The organism is Bradyrhizobium sp. KB893862 SZCCT0404 (assembly GCF_018130885.1).
Taxonomy (GTDB): domain Bacteria; phylum Pseudomonadota; class Alphaproteobacteria; order Rhizobiales; family Xanthobacteraceae; genus Bradyrhizobium; species Bradyrhizobium stylosanthis.
Genome location: NZ_JAFCLT010000002.1, coordinates 385,329 through 409,778 on the forward strand (window position 1 = coordinate 385,329; position 24,450 = coordinate 409,778).

At 64.9% G+C, this 24,450-nt stretch carries 23 protein-coding genes; 8 read left to right on the forward strand and 15 right to left on the reverse strand.

Annotated elements, in window-relative coordinates:
- Nucleotides 1-25: 25 nt before the first annotated feature.
- The gene (locus tag JQ617_RS10630; protein ID WP_212026280.1) at nt 26-1,423 is read left to right on the forward strand and encodes a nucleobase:cation symporter-2 family protein; all 1,398 of its coding nucleotides are present in this window, start codon (nt 26-28) and stop codon (nt 1,421-1,423) included.
- Here JQ617_RS10630 and uraD read toward each other — a convergent pair.
- The 4 genes from uraD to JQ617_RS10650 all read right to left on the reverse strand — a co-directional run bounded on the left by uraD (nt 1,420) and on the right by JQ617_RS10650 (nt 4,037).
- Nucleotides 1,420-2,307: a 2-oxo-4-hydroxy-4-carboxy-5-ureidoimidazoline decarboxylase gene (gene uraD / locus JQ617_RS10635; RefSeq protein ID WP_212026281.1), complete on the reverse strand. Its 888-nt coding sequence runs from the start codon at nt 2,305-2,307 to the stop codon at nt 1,420-1,422. The genes JQ617_RS10630 and uraD overlap by 4 nt on opposite strands.
- 7 nt (nt 2,308-2,314) lie before the next feature.
- Nucleotides 2,315-3,250 (reverse strand): allantoinase PuuE, encoded by a 936-nt coding sequence (gene puuE, locus JQ617_RS10640; protein WP_212026282.1) that lies wholly within the window; start codon nt 3,248-3,250, stop codon nt 2,315-2,317.
- Nucleotides 3,251-3,664 carry a DUF3830 family protein gene (locus JQ617_RS10645; RefSeq protein WP_036045261.1) on the reverse strand — a complete coding sequence of 138 codons (414 nt, stop codon included), beginning with the start codon at nt 3,662-3,664 and terminating at the stop codon, nt 3,251-3,253.
- An 88-nt stretch (nt 3,665-3,752) separates the two neighbouring features.
- Nucleotides 3,753-4,037: a hypothetical protein gene (locus tag JQ617_RS10650; RefSeq protein ID WP_212026283.1), complete on the reverse strand. Its 285-nt coding sequence runs from the start codon at nt 4,035-4,037 to the stop codon at nt 3,753-3,755.
- 222 nt (nt 4,038-4,259) lie between these two features.
- Here JQ617_RS10650 and JQ617_RS10655 point away from each other — a divergent pair, with 222 nt between their 5' ends.
- Entirely contained in the window at nt 4,260-4,478 is a 219-nt protein-coding gene (locus JQ617_RS10655) for a hypothetical protein (RefSeq protein ID WP_212026284.1), read from the forward strand.
- Nucleotides 4,479-5,758: 1,280 nt separating this feature from the next.
- On the opposite strand, the gene JQ617_RS10660 is transcribed toward JQ617_RS10655, so the two are convergent.
- Nucleotides 5,759-6,151 carry a hypothetical protein gene (locus JQ617_RS10660; protein ID WP_212026285.1) on the reverse strand — a complete coding sequence of 131 codons (393 nt, stop codon included), beginning with the start codon at nt 6,149-6,151 and terminating at the stop codon, nt 5,759-5,761.
- Nucleotides 6,152-6,443: 292 nt separating this feature from the next.
- Here JQ617_RS10660 and JQ617_RS10665 point away from each other — a divergent pair, with 292 nt between their 5' ends.
- Nucleotides 6,444-6,701 (forward strand): DUF2798 domain-containing protein, encoded by a 258-nt coding sequence (locus tag JQ617_RS10665; protein ID WP_212026286.1) that lies wholly within the window; start codon nt 6,444-6,446, stop codon nt 6,699-6,701.
- A 48-nt stretch (nt 6,702-6,749) separates the two neighbouring features.
- Here JQ617_RS10665 and JQ617_RS10670 read toward each other — a convergent pair whose 3' ends face one another.
- The 3 genes from JQ617_RS10670 to JQ617_RS10680 form a co-directional block, all read right to left on the reverse strand.
- A complete protein-coding gene (locus JQ617_RS10670) occupies nt 6,750-8,534 on the reverse strand; it encodes a chloride channel protein (RefSeq protein WP_212026287.1) in 1,785 nt (594 codons plus the stop codon).
- 11 nt (nt 8,535-8,545) lie between these two features.
- The gene (locus tag JQ617_RS10675; RefSeq protein WP_212026288.1) at nt 8,546-9,199 is read right to left on the reverse strand and encodes an L-fuculose-phosphate aldolase; all 654 of its coding nucleotides are present in this window, start codon (nt 9,197-9,199) and stop codon (nt 8,546-8,548) included.
- 161 nt (nt 9,200-9,360) lie between these two features.
- Entirely contained in the window at nt 9,361-9,987 is a 627-nt protein-coding gene (locus tag JQ617_RS10680) for a MarC family protein (RefSeq protein WP_212026289.1), read from the reverse strand.
- A gap of 164 nt (nt 9,988-10,151) precedes the next feature.
- Between JQ617_RS10680 and JQ617_RS10685 the strand changes: the two genes are divergently transcribed.
- The 4 genes from JQ617_RS10685 (at nt 10,152) to JQ617_RS10700 (ending at nt 13,829) form a co-directional block, all read left to right on the forward strand.
- A complete protein-coding gene (locus JQ617_RS10685) occupies nt 10,152-10,718 on the forward strand; it encodes a YciE/YciF ferroxidase family protein (RefSeq protein ID WP_212026290.1) in 567 nt (188 codons plus the stop codon).
- Between the two features lie 153 nt (nt 10,719-10,871).
- Nucleotides 10,872-11,255 (forward strand): Hsp20/alpha crystallin family protein, encoded by a 384-nt coding sequence (locus JQ617_RS10690; RefSeq protein WP_063688411.1) that lies wholly within the window; start codon nt 10,872-10,874, stop codon nt 11,253-11,255.
- Between the two features lie 8 nt (nt 11,256-11,263).
- Nucleotides 11,264-13,669: an endopeptidase La gene (gene lon / locus JQ617_RS10695; protein ID WP_145661795.1), complete on the forward strand. Its 2,406-nt coding sequence runs from the start codon at nt 11,264-11,266 to the stop codon at nt 13,667-13,669.
- A 4-nt stretch (nt 13,670-13,673) separates the two neighbouring features.
- Nucleotides 13,674-13,829 carry a hypothetical protein gene (locus tag JQ617_RS10700; RefSeq protein WP_212026291.1) on the forward strand — a complete coding sequence of 52 codons (156 nt, stop codon included), beginning with the start codon at nt 13,674-13,676 and terminating at the stop codon, nt 13,827-13,829.
- Nucleotides 13,830-13,901: 72 nt separating this feature from the next.
- On the opposite strand, the gene JQ617_RS10705 is transcribed toward JQ617_RS10700, so the two are convergent.
- The 5 genes from JQ617_RS10705 to JQ617_RS10725 all read right to left on the reverse strand — a co-directional run bounded on the left by JQ617_RS10705 (nt 13,902) and on the right by JQ617_RS10725 (nt 21,323).
- Nucleotides 13,902-14,204, reverse strand: a complete 303-nt coding sequence (locus tag JQ617_RS10705) for an HU family DNA-binding protein (RefSeq protein WP_008139488.1) — start codon at nt 14,202-14,204, stop codon at nt 13,902-13,904.
- Nucleotides 14,205-14,538: 334 nt separating this feature from the next.
- Nucleotides 14,539-15,771 carry an acetyl-CoA C-acetyltransferase gene (locus tag JQ617_RS10710; protein ID WP_212026292.1) on the reverse strand — a complete coding sequence of 411 codons (1,233 nt, stop codon included), beginning with the start codon at nt 15,769-15,771 and terminating at the stop codon, nt 14,539-14,541.
- Between the two features lie 213 nt (nt 15,772-15,984).
- A complete protein-coding gene (locus JQ617_RS10715; RefSeq protein ID WP_212026293.1) occupies nt 15,985-17,451 on the reverse strand; it encodes a GH1 family beta-glucosidase in 1,467 nt (488 codons plus the stop codon).
- Nucleotides 17,452-17,581: 130 nt separating this feature from the next.
- A complete protein-coding gene (locus tag JQ617_RS10720) occupies nt 17,582-18,343 on the reverse strand; it encodes an SDR family NAD(P)-dependent oxidoreductase (protein WP_212026294.1) in 762 nt (253 codons plus the stop codon).
- 130 nt (nt 18,344-18,473) lie between these two features.
- A complete protein-coding gene (locus JQ617_RS10725; RefSeq protein WP_283842061.1) occupies nt 18,474-21,323 on the reverse strand; it encodes an ATP-binding protein in 2,850 nt (949 codons plus the stop codon).
- A 237-nt stretch (nt 21,324-21,560) separates the two neighbouring features.
- On the opposite strand from JQ617_RS10725, the gene JQ617_RS10730 reads away from it, so the two are divergent.
- Nucleotides 21,561-22,508 carry a helix-turn-helix domain-containing protein gene (locus JQ617_RS10730; protein ID WP_212026296.1) on the forward strand — a complete coding sequence of 316 codons (948 nt, stop codon included), beginning with the start codon at nt 21,561-21,563 and terminating at the stop codon, nt 22,506-22,508.
- Between the two features lie 22 nt (nt 22,509-22,530).
- Here JQ617_RS10730 and JQ617_RS10735 read toward each other — a convergent pair whose 3' ends face one another.
- Both JQ617_RS10735 and JQ617_RS10740 read right to left on the reverse strand, forming a co-directional pair.
- Nucleotides 22,531-23,508: a Bug family tripartite tricarboxylate transporter substrate binding protein gene (locus JQ617_RS10735; RefSeq protein WP_212026297.1), complete on the reverse strand. Its 978-nt coding sequence runs from the start codon at nt 23,506-23,508 to the stop codon at nt 22,531-22,533.
- Between the two features lie 87 nt (nt 23,509-23,595).
- Nucleotides 23,596-24,441 (reverse strand): fumarylacetoacetate hydrolase family protein, encoded by an 846-nt coding sequence (locus JQ617_RS10740; RefSeq protein WP_212026298.1) that lies wholly within the window; start codon nt 24,439-24,441, stop codon nt 23,596-23,598.
- Between the last annotated feature and the right edge of the window lie 9 nt (nt 24,442-24,450).

Below are 24,450 nucleotides of genomic sequence, written 5' to 3' on the forward strand. Positions count from 1 at the left end.
GTCGATCATTCAGGGGGGATCATTCATGACCAGCGAAGTGCATCCCGTCGACGAGGTCCTGCCGCTCCCGCGCCTGCTGGCGCTCGGGCTCCAGCACGTGCTGGTGATGTATGCCGGGGCGGTTGCGGTGCCCCTGATCATCGGCCGCGCGCTGAAGCTGCCGCCGGAGGACGTCGCCTTCCTGATCAGCGCCGATCTGTTTGCCTGCGGGATTGCGACGCTGGTGCAATGCCTCGGCTTTCCCGGCGTCGGCATCCGCCTGCCCGTGATGATGGGCGTGACCTTTGCCTCGGTCGGCCCGATGCTGTCGATGGCGGCCGCGCCCGATATCGGCCTGCTCGGCATCTACGGCTCGGTGATTGCGGCCGGCCTGTTCGGCATCGTCGCCGCGCCCTTCGTCAGCCGGCTGTTGCCGCTGTTTCCGCCCGTCGTCACCGGCAGCATCATCCTCATCATCGGCATCTCGCTGATGCGCGTCGGGATCAACTGGGCCGGCGGTGGCCTGCCGACGCTGACGAAGGTCGTCGACGGCGTTCCCGGCAGCTTTCCCAATCCGGCCTACGGGCAGTTGCAGGGCCTCGGCATCTCGCTGTTCGTGCTGCTTTTCGTCCTTGGCCTGATCAAGTGGGGCACGGGCTTTGTCGCCAACGTCGCCGTGCTGCTCGGCATCATCGCCGGCGCGGTGCTCGCGAGCGCGCTCGGTGTGATGCATTTCGACAAGGTCGCGGCGGCCTCCTGGGGCGCGCTCGTGATCCCGTTCCGCTTCGGCATGCCGCAATTCCATCTGGTGCCTGTCATCACCATGTGCGTCGTCATGATCGTGGTGATGATCGAGTCGCTCGGCATGTTCCTCGCCCTCGGTGACATCACCGGCAAGGCAGTGGACCGCGAAGCACTGAGCCGCGGCCTGCGCGCCGACGGTGTCGGTACGCTGCTCGGCGGCATCTTCAACACGTTTCCCTACACCTCGTTCTCGCAGAATGTCGGCCTCGTCTCGGTCACCGGCGTGCGCTCGCGCTGGGTGACGATCACGGGCGGCTGCATCATGCTCGTGCTCGGCCTGCTGCCGAAGCTCGCCGCGCTGGTCGAGGCGGTGCCGCTGGTCGTGCTCGGCGGCGCGGGTCTCGTGATGTTCGGCATGGTCGCGGCGACCGGCGCACGCATCCTCACCTCGGTCGATTTCCGCACCAACCGTTACAATCTCTTCATCGTCGCGATCTCGATCGGCTTCGGCCTGATCCCGCTCGCCGCGCCCGGCTTCTTCCGCAATCTGCCGCATGACCTCCAGCCGCTACTGGAGTCCGGCATCCTGCTCTGCGCCATCGTCTCGGTGCTGCTCAATGCCTTCTTCAACGGATTGAGCGGCGGCGCCGCGGCGGAAACCGATGCAGCCTCAGCGGCAGCGTCGGCGCAGCACGTCTAGCTGCCGCGATAGGTCGAATAGCTCCACGGCGTGACCAGCAGCGGCACGTGATAATGGCCTTCCGGCTCGCTGATCGCGAAGCGCAACGGGATCTCGTCGAGGAACGGCGGGTCTGACAGCGGCACGTTGCGCTCGGCGTAATATTTGCCGATGTTGAATCTGAGCTCGTAGCGGCCGATCGGCAGCGGCCGGCCGCCGATCAGCGGCTGGTCGGTGCGGCCGTCGTCATTGGTGACGGCACGCGCGATCACGCGGCTCTCGCCGAGATTTGCGAGTTCGACGAGCTCGACCGGGATGCCCGCCGCAGGCTTGCCGGCATGGTTGTCCAGCACATGCGTCGAGAGCCGGCCGTGCACTTTCAGTCTGTCGTCGGCGGTGACGAGTTGATCCAGCCGCAGCGCCGAGATGCGGCCGATCTCCTCGATCGCGCGCCGCGTCTCGGTCTTGGCGATGTTGCGCAGCCGCGTCTCGAAGTCGCGCAGCACGGAATCCTTGGTGTGACGGCGCACACAGACGATATAGGGGAAGCCGAATTTCTCGCGGTACGCGTTGTTGACGCGCTCGAACGCGGCGTATTCGGCCTCCGACAGCCGGTCGAGGCCCGCGCTGTTCTGCTCATTGGTCGATTCCGCCGTCAGACCTGCGGCGCGCTGGGTCTTGTTGGCGAGATCGGGATGCGCGCGGATCAGCGCCAGCTGCACGTCGGGCTCGGCAGCCTGGATCGCAGCGATCAGCGCGGCGTGCAACTGGTTGACGCCTGCGAACGGCCGCTGCCCGGCGAGCTTCTCCGCGATCCACGGCGAATATTCGACCACGTTGGCGAGCGCGGCGACGAAATCGGCCTTGCTTGCAGCATTGAGATCGGCGAGCGGGATTTGCGACATCACACCATCATCCGATCTCGAACGCATCTGCCGCGAGATGAGCATGCTTGTCGTGCCAGTGCTGCGCGATCTGCAACCGCGTCGGCACCCAGACGCGCTCATGCTTGCCGATGTAGTCGAGGAAGCGGATCAGCCCCGCGGCGCGGCCGGGCCGGCCGGCGAGACGGCAGTGCAGCCCTACCGACATCATCTTCGGCGCGGTCTGCCCTTCCGCATAGAGCACGTCGAAGGCGTCCTTCAGATAGGTGAAGAACTGCTCGCCTTCGGCAAACCCCTGCGGGTTGATGAACCGCATGTCGTTGGCATCGAGCGTATAGGGAATGATGAGCTGCTTGCCCTTGGCGCCCTTGACCCAATAGGGCAGATCGTCGGCATAGGAGTCGCAGAGATAGAGGAAGCCTCCCTCCTCCATCAGCAGACGATTGGTGTTGATCGAGGAGCGGCCGGTGTACCAGCCGAGCGGCCGCGATCCGGTCGCCTCGGTGTGAACGCGGATAGATTCGGCGATCTCGGCGCGTTCCTGCGCCTCGCTCATGTCCTTGTGCTCGATCCATTTCAGGCTGTGGCTGGCGATATCCCAGCCCGCCTCCTTCATGGCCGCGACGATTTCCGGGTTGCGCTTGAGCGCAGTCGCGACGCCGAACACGGTGGCCGGCCACTTCCGCTCGCTGAACATCCGCCACAGCCGCCAGAAGCCGGCGCGCGAGCCATATTCGAACATGGATTCGATGTTGGCGTGACGCTGGCCGGGCCAGGGCTGCGCGCCGAGCACGTCGGACAGGAACGCTTCCGAGGCGCGGTCGCCGTGCAGGATGTTGTTCTCGCCGCCCTCCTCGAAATTGACGACGAACTGCACCGCCACCCGCGCATTATCAGGCCATTGCGGATGCGGCGGGTTGCGGCCGTAACCGCGGAGATCGCGCGGGTAGCGTATATCGGTCACTCAGACTTCCTCGAAGCGGATCGGCAGCGCGCCCTTCCACAGCACGCTCTTGCCCAGCGTCGCCAGGTTTTCCAGGCCCGAGGTCAGCGTGATGAAGTGGTTGCCGGCGAGCTGGCCCATCTTGCTGGCGAAGTGGACGCCGCCATAGGCGAGCAGGATCTCGGTCTCGCTGATGCCACCGGGATAGAGGATGATCTGGCCCGGCGCGGGATAGCTGGTGTGATTCTCGTAGCCGACGCCGAAGTCGAGATCGCCGAGCGGCATCCACACGCCCTCGCCGCTCCAGCGCACATGGATGATGTGGCTTTCGAACGGCAGCGCCTTGCGGAACGCGGCGACGGTCTTGGGCGCGGCTTGCTCCTCGAAACGGGCATCGAAGGTGAAATCGCCGGCGCGGATAACGAGTTTGCTCATCTCATCTCTCTGGATCGGGGGCCGAGGCCCCGCGGGGAACTCTCAGCAAAGAGCACTCCATAAGGCTTCGCGCAAGGGCGAAGCCGCATCACCTGCGGTCGTAGGACCAGCCGAAAATGCCGCTCCGCCGCACCTCGGGCTCCGGCTCGGCGGCGGCGGCCGGAGGCGTCGCCTCCTTCAGTTCCGCCTGCGGCGGCGGTGTGGGCGGTGCCGGCAGGTTCTCGCATTTCATGGAATAGACCAGCTTGCCGTCCGCGGTCCGCCCGATCGGCGCGCAGGGGTCCGGATGCGCCGCCGAACTCTTCGGCGAAGGCTTGACCTGCGCCGCCGCCGGCGCGGCAATCAGGAGCAGGACCAGCAGATATTTCGACATCGTTGTCGCCTGGAAAGCCAATTTGTCCCATTGAACCGGATTGCGCAGGCCAAGTCCACCGCGCGTCCGGGTGGGACTGCCGAATATTTAGCCGGGACCAGAAAATTTGCTCGCTCCAACGTGAAGGCCGCACCGCTGACATTCCAAAGGGCGCATCGCCATGTGACCCGCGACGACGACGATATTTCTCACAGCCGGTGCGTCGTCACGGGAGAAACAACGATGCAAAAGACTTTCGTCCTTGTCGGCGCCATGCTGATTGCCGCCGCCACCGTCCAGACCGCCGCAGCAAGCGACCGTCACCACGCCCGCAAGGCGCAACCCGTTCCCATCACCCAATCGGTCCGCGACTCCAACGCCGCCATCTGGCCGTCGCAGCCGACGACGCCCGACTGGTCGCGCTACGCCAACGGCGCGATGTCGGCGCCTGCGGGACGGTGATTGCCGGAAGCACAGAGCGCAAGGCTTCAACGCTCTTTGCAATGACGACACCATCAACTCCGTCATCCTGAGGTGCGAGTGGCGCGATCGCGCCGGGAGCCTCGAAGGATGCACGGCCGAGATGCAGCCGGGCCGTCGCCCTTCGAGGGCCGCCGAAGACGCGGCCACCTCAGGGTGACGGGGATGGATTGGTTGCACCTTCCCCACATCGTCATTGCGAGCGCAGCGAATCAATCCCGATTCGCTCCGCGGAAAGACGCTGGATTGCTTCGCCGCGCTCGCAATGACGGAGTGTGTGGCAACACTGCAGCTCTCCGACATGCACTCGTAGGATGGGTAGAGCGAAGCGAAACCCATCGCCCATCCGGCTCGCCGGAACGTGATGGGTTTCGCAAGTGCTCTACCCATCCTACGACCTCGCACACACGGCTGCGCGTCCTCGCGGCGCAATTCGCCCGAGCTTTGCCTGGTCACTCCACCTCTCTAAGCCAAGAGGGCGCAGGGAAGGCCGGGTGCCGACTGGCACCCACGGTCCGCTGCGCGAAAGGTAGCGCAAGAGAACCGCACAGCAGCATACAGGTGCAGCCAATCACTCGGCCTTCCCTGCGCGATGGCCGGACGGCTTATGCCGTGCTCTCCCGGGAGCCGAATTCCTTCTGGCCTCCCTCACCCCAGCGAAATTCACCGGCGCCGCGCCGGTTGACGCGATCGCCGCATTCGCAAGAGCTTGGCCGTAGCAACGACGGCCAGGACCACACGGTTTTGCCGTACGCGCGGCTCGCCATGTTCGCCGCAATTTTTCCAGCCCTGTCGACAAAGCCGGAAACTTACAGACGAGACGAACCTGTCAGCGCCGTTCGTCCGCGCGATGCCCAGGGGGCTCACGGAGAGCAATCCGCCCTGCCCCGGCCATTCGCGCCAACGCTGCCGCGTCCACCGCAAGCCCGGCTCGCGACAATGACGATCACATGACCGCCCCTCAAGGATGAACCGGGATGGACGACACGTACGCCATTTCCGAATTTCGGTAAAGTGGAATATTTTCGCGCGAATGGATTGACAGCGGCGCGACACAGCCCGGTCCCGTAACCCGGATGAGCGACTTGTCCGCCATAGCTCGAAGAGCGACGGCGGAAGCGACATCCGGGTCCATGCGACTGAGGCCCCGGGTATCGCTGCGCTCACCCGGGCTACCCACGAACGCGAGCACGACAAAGGGCGGCGCGAGGCGCCGCCCTTTTTTGAAGCGAGATCGAAACCAGCCGTGGTACGAGCCGATATCAGTAGCCCGGGTCGTAGTAATAGGGATTGCCGCCGTAATAGCCCTGGCCGCCGTAGTAACCGGGGCCACCATAGTAGCGCCGGCCATAATAATAGTTGTTCTCGTAGTAGTCGCGGCGGCGCTGCTCGGCGATCACTCCGCCAATGATGCCGGCTGCCGCGCCCATGAAGGCGAGACCTGCGGCGTTCGGCCCGCGCCGATAGTAGCGGCGACGAGCTGCGCTGAAATCAGTAACGTCGGAGGAGCCCTGCCCGGCGTTTACCGGCGCGGCCTGTGCCGGCCGAGGCGCTGCCGCGGCCGAGGGCGACACCGAAGTTGCGAGCAGCGCCAGGCCTGCGCATGCGGCCAGGACGGTGCTGCGGCCGGCTGCGGACATCATGAATCTGCTCATCTTGATCTTCCTCTGTTTTCGGAAAAACACATCTATGCAAACCGTTGATAACGCGCAAACCGCTGAAATGGTTTCATGATCGCGGCAATCTGCCACGCTTTGAACGATTGTAAACCGAACGAACCGATCCAGCTTGCGCCACTCAACCTGAGCGGATAATGAACAGCCGCGCCGTTTTTCGGTCGCCGTAAGCGTTTCACGTGAACCAACGCATCAACCGACGCCGTCGGGATCGATGCCGATTTTTGGGGTTCACCGTGCCTGACGCGTCCTATTCTCCAAGAGAAATCAGATGATTGCGGTTCGCAAACTGCCGGCGCGCTATGCGTCGATCGTAATGCCATTCGTGCTGTCCATCCTCATGACAGCCGTAGTGTCGGTCATTTCGACGCTCCGGAGCCTCGGCGCAACGCCGGCGTTCCTCGCGACATGGCCGGGTGCCTGGGGGCTGTCATGGCTCGTCGCCTTCCCGACGCTGCTGCTGGTGCTGCCGCTGGTCCGCCGGATCGTGGCCTGCCTCGTTGCGGCTCCGTCTCAACCGGGCCGCTAGACAACGCGGACGGCGCTGCGCATGCACGCCGTCCCGCCTCAACGTCGACTACAGCGCCCCGAGCACGCCGCGCGTCGCCTTGTCGATCTCCTCGACATAGCGGCGGCGGGCAAAGGTCTCGGTGAGGAAGCCGACCACCTTGCGGCTGTCGGTGGAATCGACCACCGCCAGCATCTCCGCTTCCGCCTCGTCGAACACCGCCATCGCGCTCTTCACGTTCATTTCCGGGATCAGCACGATGTCGATCAGGCGGGCGAGCTCGATCACCTGGATGTCGTCGGCGATGGTGTCGAGGTCGCTGGAGAACAAATCGGGCAACAGGACGAGGCCGATATATTCGTCGGCATTGTTGACGATGACGATGCCGGGCCGCGAGCCCAGCACGAATTCGCGGCGCACGGCGGCGATGGTCGTGGTCGACGGCACCTTGCCGACGTCGGAGCGCATCAAGCGCTCGACGGTGAGGTTGCGCAGCCAGCCGACATCGTTGGCGCTGCGGATGGTCTCGCCGCGCAGATGCAGGCGCCAGGTCGAGAAGGAGTGGCCGAACATGAAGCGGACGCAGATCGAGGTGACGATGCAGCCGGCCAGCACCACGGCGGTGACGTCGACGTTGCGCGTCATCTCGAGCACGAGGAACGACATGGTGAGCGGACCGCCGACGATGGCGACGCCTAAGGTCGCCATGCCCGTCAGCATCGCCACCAGCGGATCGATCACGAAGTTCGGGCTGATCAGCAGCAGCACGGCGGCAAAGAATTTGCCGATCAGGCTGCCGACGAACAGCGAGGCGAAGAACAGGCCACCGCGAAAGCCGGAGGCGAGCGAGATCAGGCACGCCGTGACCTTCAGGGCGATGATCAGCGCGATCAGCCCGATCGTCATGTCGTGGAACAGGTCCAGCACCATGGCGCCGTGGCCGGCCGCCAGCACCTGCGGTGTCGCAATCGCAAAGCTGCCGACGATAAGGCCGCCGATCACCGGGCGCAGCCAGACCGGGAGCCATTTGAACAGTCGCTCGAACATCGACGACGATCGCATCACCGCGATGCCGACACCGCTGGTGACGAGCGCAAGCCCGATCAGCGCCAGATATTGCTCGACGCCGACGGCGCTGACCTTGGGGATCTCGAGCGAATACGGTGCGCCGCCGAGCCATTGCGCGGTCAGCGCGCCCGCCAGCGAGGCCGCGAGGATCGGCGCGGCGCTGCCGACCGAATAGACGCCGACGATCAGCTCGCAGGCATAGAAGGCGCCGGTGATCGGCGCACCGAACGCGGCCGCGATCGCGGCGGCCGCGCCGCAGCCGACCATCAGGCGCAGATCGTTGCGGCGCAGGTTGAAGAACTTGCCGAGCAGCGAGGCGATGCCGGAGCCGATCTGGGTGTAGCCGGCCTCGAGCCCGACGGAGGCGCCGCAGCCGTTGGAGATCAGCGTCTGGCTCGAGACCACCACGCTGTCGCGCATCGACAGATTGCCGCCGCGCAGCGCGTTGGCCTCGATCGGGTCGACGGCGTTCGAGATCTTCATGCGCCGCCGCGACCATTCCATGATGCCGAGCGCGAGGCCGCCGAGCGCGGGCGCCGTCAGTGCCGCCCAGGCGGTGACGCGCGCATTGGCCGAGAGGCGGACGTCGACGGGAATGCCGTAAATCACGACATGCGCGATCTGCGCGATCTCGGCCATCAGCGTCACGATGGCGCCGGCCAGCGTGCCGATCACCAGGGCCAGCGGGATCAGGTAGAACTCGTTGCTGCGCAGGAGCGCGCGCAGGCGAACCATGAAGCGGTTCGATCCCTTGCGATCGACGAGATGTCTGAGCCGCACGAACACCTCTGGCCGCCCTACCCTTCCGACAGGCCGTAGCCTGCCATGCGCTGGCGGACCCGCTCGATCTCGTCGCTGGAGAGCAGCGGCGGTTGTCCGATCTGGAGGCAGCCGTGATATTGCCGCGCCAGCGTCTCGACCTCGACAGCGAGCCACATCGCCTTGTCCAGCGTCTTGCCGATCGCGATCATGCCGTGATGGTCGAGCAGGCAGGCGAGCCGGCCCTCGAGCGCCCGCACCGCATGGTCGGAGAGTTCCTCCGTTCCGAAGGTGGCATAGGGAGCGCAGCGGATGCTGTCGCCGCCGGCGGCCGCGATCATGTAGTGCACGGGCGGGATCGCCATGCCCATGATCGCCAGGATGGTGCAGTAGGTCGGATGGGCGTGGACGACGGCGCTGACGTCGGGCCGCGACTTCAGGATGTCGCGATGGAAGCGCCACTCGCTGGACGGCTTCTGGTCCGGCGCATGCTTGCCGTCCATCGTCATGAATACGATCTGGTCCGGCGTCATGGCCTCGTAGGGCACGCTGGTCGGCGTGACCAGCAGCCCGTCCGCATGGCGGACGCTGATATTTCCCGATGTGCCCTGGTTGATGCCGAGCGCGTTCATGCGGCGGCAGGCGTCGATGATGGCCTGTCTCTTGGCGCGCTCGTCCGCTGTCATCGACATCCCGCCTTGCTGATGCTGCTGAAAGGGGAAGTACGTCAAAGCAACGTGGCTGCGCAAGCGAAAGCGACCGGCCTGTCCGGGATCCGGACGGCGCCCGCGCCATCCGGCGAAATAGATCGAAAAATCAACGGATTAACAGATTGTCGCAGGCCTATGCAGGCCTATGTCAGGCTCGCGCGGACGGCGGCGACGCCGTTGATCACGAACTGCACCGAATAGGCCGCGAGCAGCATGCCGAGCACCCGCGACAGCACGGCATTTCCCGTGCGCCCGAGCGTGCGGGCGATCAAATGAGCCGAGATGAAGCAGAGCATGCAGAGCAGGCACACCGCGAGCACGATCGCGATGATGACCACGAGCTTCATCCCATAGCCGGCATCGCCCGACAGCAGCAGCGTGGTCGCGATCGCGCCGGGACCGGCCATCATGGGAATGGCCAGGGGAAACACCGCGACGTCGGAGGCATGCTCGGAGGACGCCTTGTCGGCCTCGCGCGCCTCGCGATGCGGACGGTCGCCGAAGATCATCTGGTAGGAGACGCCGAACAGCAGCAGCCCGCCGGCGATCTGGAACGTGGGGATGCCGATCCCGAGCTGGCGCAGCAGCCAGTTTCCGACCAGCGCTATCACCACCAGGATGGAAGCCGCGATCAGCGGCGCGCGCACCGCGATGGTCCGCTTGACCTTGTCGGGCATGCCTGAGGTCGCGGCAAGAAACGCCGGCGCGAGGCCGACGGGGTCGACCACCAGCAGCAGCGTCACGAAGGCGGACAGGGCGATGTCGAGCATCGGAAGGCGTCCCGGGCAGGCTTGTCTCGGAAGGGCTTGGTTCAGGCGGCAAGCCATAGCGGCTCACGGCACGCTCCGCGAGGAACATTTGCGCATCCCGAATCTTGATCGCTCGAGGATTGAGGGAGGCGACGCCTTCCCGTGTCACCTCAAGAGGAGGACCCATGGCTAAACGAGCAAAGAAACGCACAACCAAAAAGACGGCGGCGCGCCGGCCGCGCCAGGCGCCGAAGATGCTCAGCGACCTGTTCCTGGAGACGCTGAAGGACATCTATTTCGCCGAGAACAAGATCATCAAGACCCTGCCCAAGATGGCCAAGGCCGCGCAGTCCAGGGATCTCGCGGCCGCCTTCAACAAGCATCTGCGCGAGACCCAGGGCCAGGTCAGACGCCTCGACCAGATCTTCAAGATGCTGGGCAAGCCCGCACGCGGCAAGCCTTGCGAGGCCATCAACGGCATCACGGACGAGGGCGCCGAGATCATGAAGGAGTTCAAGGGAGCCCCCGCCCTCGACGCCGGGCTGCTCGCGGCCGCCCAGGCGGTCGAGCATTACGAGATCTCCCGCTATGGCACGCTGCGCACCTGGGCCGAGGAGCTCGGCATGCACGACGCGGCAAGGCTGCTCCAGGAGACGCTGGACGAGGAAGAGGCGACCGACCACACGCTGACCGAGCTCGCCATCTCCGTCATCAACCTCGAAGCGGAAGACGAGTATCGCGCCGCCGCCTGATGGCCCCCCGCGCGCTCATGATGGAACGCCGCGGCCCAAGCCGCGGCGTTTGCTTGTTGGATCGCACGTTCCGCATGGCACGTCAGCGTCGCTGCACTGGATTTCCCGGGAACCAGCCCCATATGCTGACTTTCCCACCGCCGAGTCCGCATCATGCAACCCAAAAATCCCCTCGACTGGATGCTGTCCGAAGCCCTGGACTCGCTGACCCGCGCCGAACGGCTGCGGCAGCAGTTCGGCCGCCAGGACGCCTGCTGGGAGCCGCCGATCGACGTGCTCGAGACCGAGCATGAGCTCCTGATCCTGGTCGCGCTTCCCGGCGTCAATCCTGACAACGTCGAGACGGTGATCCATGACGGCGTGCTCGTGATCTCCGGCCAGCGCACCCTTCCGCCGGAGCTTCGCAACGCCCGCATCCACCGGCTCGAACTGCCGCAGGGGCGCTTCGAGCGCCGGATTGCACTGCCCCTTGGCCGCTACGCGATCAGCCGCTTCGTGATGGACGGCTGCGTCGCACTGCGCCTCGCCAAATCCTGAGGTCGAACATGGCCACCGAACAGATGAATACCGAACAGACCAATTCCCAGGACATTTCTCAAAACGGTCCCGACGTGAAGATCCCCGAGGACGCACTGATCATCATCCCCGTCCGCGAGATGGTGCTGTTCCCCGGCGCCATCGCGCCGATCGCGATCGGCCGTCCGAAGTCCATCGCCGCCGCGCAGCAGGCGCTGCGCGAGCAGCGGCCGGTCGGCATCGTCCTGCAGCGCAGCCCCGAGATCGAGGAGCCCGGCCCGGACGACCTCTACCGGGTCGCGACCATCGCCAACATCGTGCGCTACATCACCGCGCCCGACGGCACGCATCACATCGTCTGCCAGGGCGTGCAGCGCGCGCGCATCCTCGACTTCCTGCCGGGGACGCCGTTCCCGGCCGCGCGCATCCAGCAGATCCCCGAGCCCGCCACGAACTCGCCCGAGATCGAGGCGCGCGCGCTGAACCTGCAGCGCCAGGCGATCGAGGCGATCGAGCTGCTGCCGCAGGCGCCGCCCGAGCTGGTCGCGATGTTCCAGAGCACCACCGCGCCCGGCGCGCTGGCGGACCTGGCGACGTCGTTCATGGACATCAAGCCGCAGGACAAGCAGGAGGTCCTGGAGACCATCGACCTCGCCTTGCGCGTCGAGAAGGTGTCGAAGCACCTGGCCGAGCGGCTGGAGGTGCTGCGCATCTCCAACGAAATCGGCCAGAAGACCCGCGCCACCTTCGACGAACGGCAGCGCGAGGCGATCCTGCGCGAGCAGATGGCGACCATCCAGCGCCAGCTGGGCGAAGGCGACGGCAAGGCGGCCGAGGTCACCGAGCTGACGGCCGCGATCGCCAAGGCCAACATGCCGCCGGAAGCGGAGGCGCACGCCAAGAAGGAGCTGCGCCGTTACGAGCGCATGCCCGAAGCGGCCGGCGAAGCCGGCATGGTCCGTACGTATCTGGACTGGCTGATCGAGCTGCCCTGGGCGCTGCCCGAGGAAAAGCCGATCGACATCAAGGAGGCGCGCCGCATCCTCGACGCCGACCATTTCGGCCTGGAGAAGATCAAGAGCCGGATCATCGAATATCTGGCGGTGCGCAAGCTGGCGCCGCAGGGCAAGGCGCCGATCCTGTGCTTCGTCGGGCCGCCCGGCGTCGGCAAGACCTCGCTCGGCCAGTCCATCGCCCGCGCGATGGATCGCCCCTTCGTGCGCGTCAGCCTCGGCGGCGTGCATGACGAGGCCGAGATCCGCGGTCACCGGCGCACCTATATCGGCGCGCTGCCCGGCAACATCATCCAGGGCATCAAGAAGGCGGGCGCACGCAACTGCGTCATGATGCTGGACGAGATCGACAAGATGGGCCGTGGCGTGCAGGGCGATCCCTCGGCCGCCATGCTGGAGGTGCTCGACCCCGAGCAGAACGGGACGTTCCGGGACAATTACCTGGGCGTGCCCTTCGACCTGTCGCGCGTGGTGTTCATCGCGACCGCCAACATGCTGGACCAGATCCCGGGTCCGCTGCTGGACCGCATGGAGCTGATTAGCCTCGCCGGTTACACCGAAGAGGAGAAGCTGGAGATCGCGCGGCGTTATCTGGTGCGGCGGCAGCTGGAGGCCAACGGCCTGACGGCCGAGCAGGCCGAGATCGAGCCGGAGGCGCTGAGGCTGGTGGTCAAGGGCTACACCCGCGAGGCCGGCGTGCGTAACCTGGAGCGCGAGATCGGCAAGGTGTTCCGCCACGCCGCGGTGCAGGTCGCCGAAGGAACGGCTGCGAAAGTCGTGGTGACGACAAAGGACATCGCCACCGTGCTCGGCCAGCCGCGCTTCGAGGGCGAGATCGCGCAGCGCACCAGCATTCCGGGCGTGGCCACCGGCCTTGCCTGGACGCCGGTCGGCGGCGACATCCTGTTCATCGAGGCTTCGCGCGTGCCCGGCCGCGGCGGCATGATCCTGACCGGCCAGCTCGGCGAGGTCATGCGCGAGAGCGTGCAGGCCGCGCTCACGCTGGTGAAGAGCAAGGCGCCGCAGCTCGGCATCGATCCCTCGGTGTTCGAGAAGAGCGACATCCACGTTCACGTCCCCGCGGGGGCAACCCCGAAGGACGGACCGAGCGCGGGCGTTGCGATGTTCACGGCGCTGACGTCGCTGCTCACCAATCGCACGGTGCGGAGCGACACCGCGATGACCGGCGAGATCTCGCTGCGCGGGCTGGTGCTGCCGGTCGGCGGCATCAAGGAGAAGGTGGTGGCTGCGGCCGCCGCCGGCCTGAAGCGGGTGATGCTGCCGGCGCGCAACAAGCGGGACTATGACGACATCCCGCAGAGCGCGCGGGACAATCTGGAGTTCATCTGGCTGGAGCGCGTCGACGAGGCCATCGCCGCGGCGCTCGAGCCGGCCGGAGCCAAGGTCGAAGCGGCGGAGTGATGCGATGAAGAAACTGCTGGAAGAAGCGAAGAGATCGCGCAAGACGCAGCGGCTGCGCCAGCTGCTCGATCGTGCCATCGACCGGGTTCGCGATGCGCTCGCAGGCCCCGAGCCGCGGCTTCAGCCTGTTACGGTCCGGGTGAAGCGCCGCAAGGGTTGAGCCCTCCGTCTCAGGCCCTCGCGGCTGCCCCAAATAAAAGGCCCCCTCACATTCGAGGGGGCCTTTGCGTTATCAGGCCACGGCGTCCTTGGCAGCCTTGACCGGGCGGGCGCGGACGATCTTCCGGGCCGGCTTGGCCTTGAACATCATCTCTTCACCCGTGAACGGGTTGGTGCCCTTGCGCGCCTTGGTCGCGGGCTTCTTGATGACCACGAACTTGGCGAAGCCCGGCACCAGGAACAGGCCGTTCTTCTTGAGCTCCTTGTGGCCGACATCGGTCAGCGTCTCCATGACGCTCTTGACGTCGCGCTTGGAAAGCTCGGTGGCGGTCGCAATCTTTTCGATCAACTGCGATTTGGACATTTGGGCTGGCATCGTGTCTCCTCTGATTCGTTGCCGGTTGCATATTAGACCAAGCGGCGAAGGCCTATAGCCTTCTGCACAGTTTTGTCGCGATTTTACGGGCTTTTTTGGCCCTCTGTGGCAAAAAACCCTGCTTTTTAGCTACTTCCAGAGCGGAAGAAGCCTCTGACAGCGGATTTTACCTTGTTTCAAAGGCCCGCACGCACACTTGCTAAAGCTGATTCGCGCCTTTCGACAAGCGACGACCGAACGAGGGCGCACGATTCACCCTGAAAAATAAGGGTCGGAGCGCACGACAGCCGCTTTCTCTCCCCGTTTTTACGGGGAGAGGCGACGGAGAAGGCAGCTAGATACGCTCGATGATGACGGCCGGCGCCATGCCGCCGGCGGCGCACATGGTGACGAGACCGCGCTTCAGGTCGCGCCGTTCGAGCTCGTCGAGCACGGTGCCGATCAGGATCGAGCCGGTCGCGCCGATGGGATGGCCGAGCGCGATCGAGCCGCCATTGACGTTGACCTTGGCACGGTCGAGCTTGAGGTCGCGGATGTATTTTTCCGCCACCACCGCAAAGGCCTCGTTGATCTCGAACAGGTCGATGTCGTCGATCGAGAGGCCCGCCTTCGCCAGGACTTTTCGCGTTGCAGGCACCGGCGCGTTCAGCATCAGGGTCGGTGAATCCCCCATATTCGCCATCGCCACGACGCGGGCGCGGGCTTTGAGGCCATGCGCCTTGGCGTAGGCGGGCGAGGCCAAGAGGATCGCTGCGGCGCCGTCCACGACGCCGGAGGAGTTGCCGGCGTGATGCACGAAGTCGATCTTCAGGTCCGGATATCTCTGCAGGATCAGGCCGCGATAGGTCGTGCCCTTGTCGTCCAGCGCGTAGTCGGCGATCGCGGGGAAGGCCGGCTTCAGGCTGCTGAGGCCCTCCATCGTGGTCTGCGGCCGCGGATATTCCTCATGGTCGAGCGCGAGGCTGCCGTCCTCGCGATGCACCGGCACGAGGCTCTTCTTGAAGTGGCCGCCGGCGATCGCCTGCGCGGCGCGCTTCTGGCTTTCGAGGCCGAGCGCATCGACGTCGCTTCGCGTGATGCCCTCCAGCGTCGCGATCGCGTCGGCGCAGACGCCCTGATGCGACTGCGGATGCCTTGCGCGCAGGCGCAGGTTGCCGGAGTCCATCATCATCGGGCCGCCGCCGCGCCGCCCCTCCATCGACATCATCTCGCAGCCGCCGGCGATGACGAGATCTTCCGCGCCCGCCATGATCGAGGATGCCGCCATGTTGACGCTGGTGATGCCGCTTCCGCAAAAGCGATCCAGCGTCACCGCGCTGGCACGCACGTCATAGCCGGCATCGAGCGCCGACATGCGGCCGAGATCGCCGCTCTGCGTTGCGACCTGCGCGCTGCAGCCCCAGACGATGTCATCGACATCGGCCGTGTTGATGCCGGTGCGCTCGGCGAGCGCGCGCAGCACGGTGGCTCCCAGCTGCTGCGGATGAATGCCCGAGAGTGCTCCCTTGCCGGCCTTGCCGACGCCCCGCGGGGTACGGCAGGCATCGATGATCAGCGCGTCGGTCATGGGCGTTGTCCTCTTGTTATGAGTGTTGAGGACGGTTTTCGATCAGAGGACGAGGTGAGTCAATGTGCCGCGCTTGCGGCCCTCACCGGATTTTCCGCCGCACGTAAAATCCGGCCAATCGCATAGGACCTGAGCTGTTGGCACGGGAGTTTCCGCAACATCATGACCCGGCTTGTCCCGGGCATGACGGCTCTCTGAGTGCGGCAGAAGCGGCTAAGCTCCCGCCGCGTTCTTCGCGATCACGTTGCGGTAGTAGCTCGCACTGAGCTTCGGCGTGCGCACCTGGGTGTCGAAATTGACGTGGTACAGCCCGAAGCGCTTGCTGAGGCCGAACACCCATTCAAAGTTGTCCATCAGGCTCCAGAGGAAATAGCCGCGCACCGGCACGCCCTCGGCGGTGGCGCGCTGCAGCTGGGCGAGATAGTTGCGCAGGTACATGATGCGATCGGTATCGTAGATCTTGCCGTCGGGCGTAACCACGTCGTCGCCGGAGGTACCGTTCTCGGTGATGTAGATCGCATCCGTCTTCCAGATCTTGGCCGCGAGCTTCGGCACCCAGTACATCGTCTCCGGTGCGATGCGCAGCCAGTCGGAGCTCATATGCGGGAACGATTTCGGGATCGGCAGCGGCATGAAGCCCGCGCCCTCCGCCGAGGGCACCACATAATTCTGCGGCGCGTAGATGTTGAGGCCGAGAAAGTCCACCGGCGAAGAGATGATCTTCAGCTCGGCCTCGGTATATTTCGGCGCATCGGCGCCGGCATATTTCAGGAAGGCGTCGGTATACTGCCCCGTCATGATGACGTTGAGATATCCGGCATTCATCTCGCGCAGCGCGATCTCGGCGGCGAGCACATGCTCGGGCGTGTCGATCGCGGGCACGCAGACGTCGATATTCTCGGCAGGTCCGACCCTGGTGCCGTGGCGGCCATGGGCCCGCACCGCCTGCACCGCGATCCCGTGCGCGAGCGCGCTGTTGTGCCTGATCTGGTTGACCTCCCGCTGCGGCAGCGTCACGCCGGGCGCGTCGATGCCGAGGCCGTAGCCGAACTGCACGAAGCGGCCGCTCTCGTTCAGCGTGAACACGTTCTTGACCCGGTCGGTGAGGTGCCCGGCGACATAGCCCGCGTAGTCGCCGAAGATCTTGCACGTCTCGGTCGAGCGCCAGCCGCCGAAGCGGTCCTGCAGCGATTGCGGCAGGTCCCAATGATAGAGCGTCGCCCACGGTTCGATGCCGTTGCTGAGCAGCTCGTCGACGAGGCGGTTGTAGAAGTCGAGGCCGTTGGGGTTCGGCTTGCCGTCACCATCCGGAAACACGCGCGGCCAGGCAATCGAGAAGCGATAGGCCTTGCAGCCGAGATCCTTGATGAGCGCGATGTCTTCCTTGTAGCGGTGGAAATGCTCGTTGGCGCGGTCACCGGTCGAGCCGTCCTCGATCTTGCCGGGAATGCGCACGAACTTGTCCCAGATCGAGACCCCTCGCCCGCCCTCGTTGACCGCGCCCTCGACCTGGTAGGACGAGGTCGCCGTGCCCCAGACGAAGCCCGTCGGAAAGCCGCTGTCGCGCGAGGCCGCCGCCGCCGCGGGTTTGGCGTCGGCGCTGTCGAGAGGATTGGCAATTCCCGCCGCGGACAATGCCGCCAGCGCGGCAAACTGGCGACGCGAGACCTTGTCCGACATGTGATGCTGCTCCGAGGGTGGTGCTGTGGCAGCGGCACAATGGCGGGGCGCGGGCCGTTTGGAAAGCGTCTGCAGCGGGATTTGGGGATGCAGAATCGCCAGCTGCGGCGACCTGTGCACGCGATCGTGACTAGATCGCCATGCCGCCCGAGACCTCGATGCGCTGCGCGTTGACCCAGCGATTATCATCCGACAACAGCGAAGCGATCATCGGCCCGATGTCGTCAGGGACACCCGCGCGACCAAGCGCGGTCATGTCGGCCACCTGCCTGTTGAGCTCGGGATTGTCGCGAACCATGCCACCGCTGAAATCGGTTTGAATCGCGCCAGGAGCCACTGCGTTCACGGTTATCCGGCGAGGCCCCAGCTCCTTCGCCTGGTAGCGCGTCAGCACTTCGAGAGCAGCCTTCAGCGCGCCATAGGGCCCGCTGCCGGGCACCACGATCCGGGTGAGGCCGCTGGACAGATTGACGATCCGGCCGCCGTCCTTCAGCAGCGGAAGCAATTTTTGCGTCAGGAAGAAGACGCCCTTGAAATTGATCCGGTATATCGCGTCGAGTTCTGCTTCGGTGGTCTTCTCCAGAGCATTGTGGTGGGAAATCCCGGCGTTGTTGACGAGGTAGTCGAAACGGGCCGCGCCCAATCCCGCCAGCGCCTCTGTGAACCGCGACACGAAGGCGTCGAACGCGTCCACCTGGCCGACGTCGAGCTGCATCGGAATCGCTCTGCGACCGATTTCCTCGACGGCTCGCGCCATCGCGTCGGCCTGCGCGACGGCCGAATTGTAGGTAAAGATCGAATCGATGCCCCGCCGGGCAAGACTGAGCACCACATTTCGCCCGAGTCCCCGGCTGCCGCCGGTAACCAGTGCAATTCGTCCAGGCTGTTCCATTCCGTCCTCCTGCTCTCGGCACGCCGTGAACGGGACTATGGGCGCAGAGAAGGGTCTGGGCGCGTTATGAATTGCTAGAAAATGAAAAGTGCTGAGTGCCGGCGCCTTCTGGACGGGCCGATTTGGAATTTCACGCGCCCAGAATGCGCCGCGCATCCGAGAGAGCGACCGAACCCGATTTTTCCGAATGTGCATCGAAAATCGGCTCGACCAGCGCGCGCGCCTCTGCGCTTCGGCCCTGCCCCTCCAGCAGCCTCGCCAGAGAGACGGCGGCTTTCAGCTCCCAGCCGAATGCGCGGAGCGTTCTTGCGCGATCCATCGACTGCCGAAACGCCAGCTCCGCGGCCGCGTGGTCGGCCCCTGGAGTCGCGAGGATGGCCTCCGCCTGCGTGTGCAACAAATCCGGCATCCAGAACGCCTGCCCCATCCGTTCCGCGGAAGATATCGCGGATTGGACGGCCTTGCGCGCCTCATCGTATCTTCCGCTCCGAGCAAGCCCGTCGGCGAGGGCGCGCGATGCGGCCGGCACGACCATGTGAAGCTGTTCGCGGTGGAGGCTTGTCAATGCCTGACGCAGCGTCTCCACACCGGCCGCAGGCTTCCCTGTCATCGAGAGCCACTCCCCCTTCAGCGCCTGTGCCGCGGCTCCCAGCCCCCGCAAAGAATGCTTTTCGGCCTGCGCGATCGCGCGCTCGATGTGGTCTACGGTGTCGTTCGTGTTCCCGCTCCACAGAAGCACGGGGACGGAATGGACGACCGTCATGCAATAATTGCCCGGCGGAGGCAGCCGGGCTGCTTCATCCATCGCCTTGAGAGCCAGTCCGCAAGCCTGCGTCGGCGAACCGAGCAGCCAAAGGGACCGCGCCAGCGCGATCTCAGCACGCAGATGGTGATCGTATCCAAACAGATTGATCTCAAGCCGGCCGATCGCCGCTTCGAGTTCGAACCCGCGCCTGCAATGCTCCACCGCAGTGGCTTGATCGCCAGCGAGGTGACAGGCCGCCGCGAGCATCCACTCGGATATGACACGATCACTCAAAGATCCGCTTCGCTCCGCGACGGCCTTGCATCTCATTGCGGCGGCCAACGCCCCTTCAAAATCGCCGAGCCTCGTAAGGAAGAGGTTGAGGCCCGCCAGCAGCCGCAATTGCGGTAGAGCCTGTTCACCGGCCTCATGAAGCTCGAGGCCACGCCGGATGGCTTTCCGGACTTCCGGCGTATTGCCCAGGGTGTGCATCGACGAAACTGCGTACGCTTCCTGCAGTCGAGCCTCTCGATGCGACAGCTCGGTGAAGTTCACAATCTCGCGCAATGCCAGTTCCGACCAATGACGGCATTCGACCAGCAGCCACAGACCGAGAAACAGCGGAGCGGCATCGGCGGCGAGCTCGATCCCGATTGCGCAGCTCCTCCTGGAAAAGCTCCAGTCGAGCGCCTTTCGGACATTTCCGATGTGGGATGCGTAGCGCCCCATGTCGGCATAAGCCCCATGCTCGAGCGCGAGCGACCTGAACAGATCAGCGAAATAGAGCGCATGGCGCCCGGCAACCAGATCGACGTCCTCGATCCCCTCCAACTTGGCCGCCGCGTACGCACGCGTCGTGTCGGACAAGCGATAGAACACCGTATCGCCGACGGGATGAACCCAGACCAGCGACTTGTCCACGAGCCGCACGATCATCGCCGCGACATCGCTGCCTTTGAGCTCGCCGTCCCCTGCAACGGCGCAAGCAGCCTCGCTCGTGAACAAGCCGACAAAGATGGACAAACGCGACAGAACGCGCTGCTCGCCTCGGGTCAGCAGGCTGAAGCTCCAATCGAGCATCGCCTGAAGCGTGCGGTGCCGCGGAGCTGCGTTGCGCTGACCGGCCAATGTCAGCTCCATGTTGCCGGCCAGCAGGCCCGCGACGCCACGGACGCCAAAGGCTCCGACCCGGCTGGCAACCAGCTCGATCGCCAACGCTATGCCGTCGGTGCGCCGACAGATTTCGGAAACGACAGGCGCATCGGCGTCGCTCAACGCGTCGTCGAAACCGCCCAACGATGCTCTGTCCATGAACAATTGCACCGCCGGGGTCGCGATCGCGTCTGCCGCGCTCGGCGCGTCGTCGACGGGGCACGCGAGAGGGCTGAGCAGATGCACGGTCTCGCCCTCGACCCGCAACGGTTCTCGCGACGTCACCAGCACATAAACGTCTGGCGCATGCTGAAACAGTTCGCCTGCCAGACGCGAAGATGCATCAAGAAGATGTTCGCAACTGTCCAGCACGATCAGGACGCGCTTGTCGGCCAGAAAGCCTAGAAGCTCGGCCAGCGGATCGCTTCCCCCGAGCGTGCAGCCAACCGCCGAGATGACCGCCCCGGCAACCAGCCCTTGATCGGACACGGCACCCAAGTCGACAAAAGCGACACAATCCTCGCCAAACCCGGTCTGGAGCCGCCGCACCATCGCGGCAGCCACGGTGGTCTTGCCGATGCCGCCGGCACCGACGATGCTGACAAAGCGTCGCCTGTCCAGCAGTGCGATGAGGTGTTCGATGGCTTCGTCGCGGCCGACGAGGAGCCGGGGCGTCGCTGGAATTTGGCGGCCGGGCAGCGGCGCCCGAACGGGAGCCGGCGATGCGGGCGCACCAGGGCGTGAGCGTTCGACTGGGGCAACAAAGCTGTAGCCGCGTCCCGAAACGTTGACGATGTATCGAGCCCCGTCCTGGCCATCGCCCAGCGCCCGACGGAGGGCCGCCATGTGGACGCGCAAGCCTGCCTCGTCGACCACAACGTCGTGCCATACGGAATGCATCAGATCACGCTTGCTGACGACTTCGCCCGCCCGATCGGTCAGTGCAATCAGCATGTCGAGACCGCGAGCCCCTAGCCGAACTTCGTTTCCATCCTTCAGAAGCTGACGTCGTTTCGCATCGAGTAGAAAGCGTCCAAAAGATACTTCTCCAGGGGAACTCTCGGAACGCGCATTTCCCGGCATGATCGGCCCGTCCTCGAGGCTCAAGTGATACGAAACCCGGCAAATCCCAAAATAGCTGGCTGGCTCGCAAACGCTGCTCGTCCAATCAGCGCGGATCAGCAGCAGCGCTGCCCTGCGACAGCCGGTCACATGCAGGCTTTTGCAAAATCTCACATTCGATAACACGCTTCGAGGATCGCTTGGCGATACCCTTTTCCTCTATTTCGTTCGATTTGAAAGTTCGAAGAGGAAAGCGCGATGGATGGCGGCACGCACAAAGCTTACGCCCGGATTGATGCCGAAGCAGATGCAGACGCCCCGCATCACCGTTGCCTGGAAGCTGGTGTTGCCCAACAGAGGAAACGGCGCGACCGGGGACGGTGCGCCCACCGCGCAAGCGAACACGTTCTCATTTCGCGCCGGCAGGATCCGCGAAGTACGGCTCGCTCCGAGGACTCGGTGACCCCTCACGATCAGTATTTCATCCGTGTCGCGCTAAAGCCGACGCGGCTCAAGTTGACAAGAGACCGCCGAAGCCTCTTCGACGGAACCATGCGTGCAGGCACGGCTTATGTGCAGGCGCCATCGTGCTGCCTCGGCTCCCAACTCTACGCACCGTCCGATTTCCTGCAGCTCCAGGTGTGCTCGGCCGCATTTCGGGCCTGGCGAGCTTTCGCGCATCGCTTCTCGGCCAACGAAAACGAAGTCGTCCTTCTGTACGATCCAATCGCCGCGCAACTTGCAAGGATCCTGATCGCACAGGGCGACTCGGCCGACGACAGGTTCGTCCTTTCCGTCGGACAGACCATGGCCATGCATCTGGCTCGTCTTGAGCTTCCGCGCAGCAAGGTCGGCGCCTTGCCGAAGTGGCGGCTCCGGCGCGTGGAAGATTATGTCAGGGCGCATTTCTCGCGACACATCAGCCTGGTCGAGCTCGCCTCAATCGCCGGGCTATCGCGCATGCACTTTGCGGCCCAATTCCGCGTTGCGACGGGATATCGGCCACATGAATACGTGCTTCATCACCGAATCGAGGGCGCCAAGTCGCTGCTGTCGACCAGCGAGATGCCGCTGGCCGAAGTGGCACTCGCTTCCGGCTTCTGCGCGCAGGCGCATTTCTCGACGGTCTTCAAGCGGGTCGTGGGCGAGACCCCGGCACGTTGGCGCTACGAGACGAAGCAGCCGATCGCCCGGATCGATCTGTAAAAGCACGCGAGCAAAGACAGCGTTATTCAGGCTCGATGCCGAGCCCCTGGATGATCTTGCCGGACGAGGCGAGCTGGTCGTCGAGGAAGCGCTTTGCGCCTGCCGTCGTCACGGCATCGCCGACACGGACATCGAAGCCGAGGGTGGGCGCGCGCTCGCGCACCTCGGACGATTCCAGCGCGCGTGCAATCTCGGTGCTCAGTTTCTCGACGATGTCGGCGGGCGTGCCGACCGGGGCCATGAACATGAACCAGCCCTGAAGATCGACGCTTTGCAGCGTCTCCGCGATTGCGGGAACGTCCGGCAGGGACTCGATCCGTTTGGCGCCGGCAACGGCAACAGGCCGCAGCGTACCTGCCTTGATGAAGGCCTCGGCAATCGAGGCGGATTGGATCGTCACCTGGATGCGTCCCGAGATGGCGTCCTGCACCGCATTCGTGGTGGTGTTGTAGGGGATGAGGACAAAGCCGGTCCCGGCGTTCTTGTTGATGGCCTGAGCGATCAGGCCCGAGAGGTTGCGCGCGCCGTCGACGGCGAGGCTCAACGAGCCCGGCGCCGATTTTTCCAGCTTGATCAGTTCCGGCAGCGTAGTTGCCTTCACCTCTGGATTGACGAGAAGGACGTGGTTGCTTTTCGCGACCATCGCGATCGGCACGAAGTCCTTCACGGGATCATAGGGGAGCTTCTTGAACGTGTAGGGATTGGTGACGAGCGCCGCCGATGTGGCGAACAGGAACGTGTAGCCGTCCGGAGCCGCACGGGCGACCGACTGCGTGCCGACGAGGTTTGCGGCACCCGGACGATTCTCGACGACGAACTGCTGCCCGAAGGTCCGCGAGAGTTTCTCGGTGATGAGGCGGCACATCACGTCGGGGCTGTTGCCCGCCGGCTGCGGCACGACGACGGTCACCGGTCTCTGCGGCCACGACTGCGCGAAGGCCGGAAGAGAGACGCAAAGCGCAATGCCGGCGAGCAGCAGACGACGCGAAAGTCCGGACATGGTATTCCTCCCTGGAAGATGCCGCTTTTTGGGCTTTATTGACCGTTCGCACGCCGTAGCCGGCCGTTGCCGGCTGCGGCGGCTCGATCAGGCTTCGTCTGTGACGGCATTCCTGAGCACGCCGAGGCGCTCGACCTCGATCTCGACGACGTCGCCGGGCTTCATCCAAAGCGGTGGCTCGCGCCGGGAGCCGACGCCACCCGGAGTGCCGCTGACGATGACGTCGCCGGGCTCGAGCCGCGTGAACGTGGAGCAGTATTCGATCTGGCGCGGGATATCGAAGATCATCTGCTTGATCCGCGCTTCCTGCATGACCTCTCCGTTGAGGCGGGTCTGCAGCTTGAGCTCGTCGAGCGGGCCGAGCTCGTCCGGCGTCATCATCCAGGGGCCGAATGCGCCGGTATCCGGAAAATTCTTGCCCGGCGTGAATTGATGCGTGTGACGCTGGAAATCGCGGATGCTGCCGTCGTTGTAGCAGGAATAGCCCACGACGTGATTCATGGCATCCGCGCGAGAGATGTAGCGGCCCGCCTTGCCGATGATGACCGCGAGTTCGCCTTCGAAATCGAGGTGGGTCGAGACGCGCGGCCGCACGATCGGCTGCAGATGTCCGGTCTGGCTGTTGGCATAGCGCGAGAAGATGGTGGGATGTTCGACCTCGGCGCGGCCGGTTTCCTTGCGGTGGGTCTCGTAGTTCAGGCCCACGCACAGGATCTTGTCGGGGTTCGGGATGACCGGCAGCCAGGTGACCTGCGAGATCGGAACGGCAGTCGCGGAGGCCTTTGCATCGGCAACGCCGGCCAACGCGGCGCCGATCGCCGCCTTGAGATCGGCATAGCGCGCTTTGAGCACGACGCCGACATCAAAGAAGGTCTCGCCTTCGACGATGCCCCAGGTGGTGCGGCCGTCGATGGCTACAGTTGCAAGTTTCACGGTGTTCTC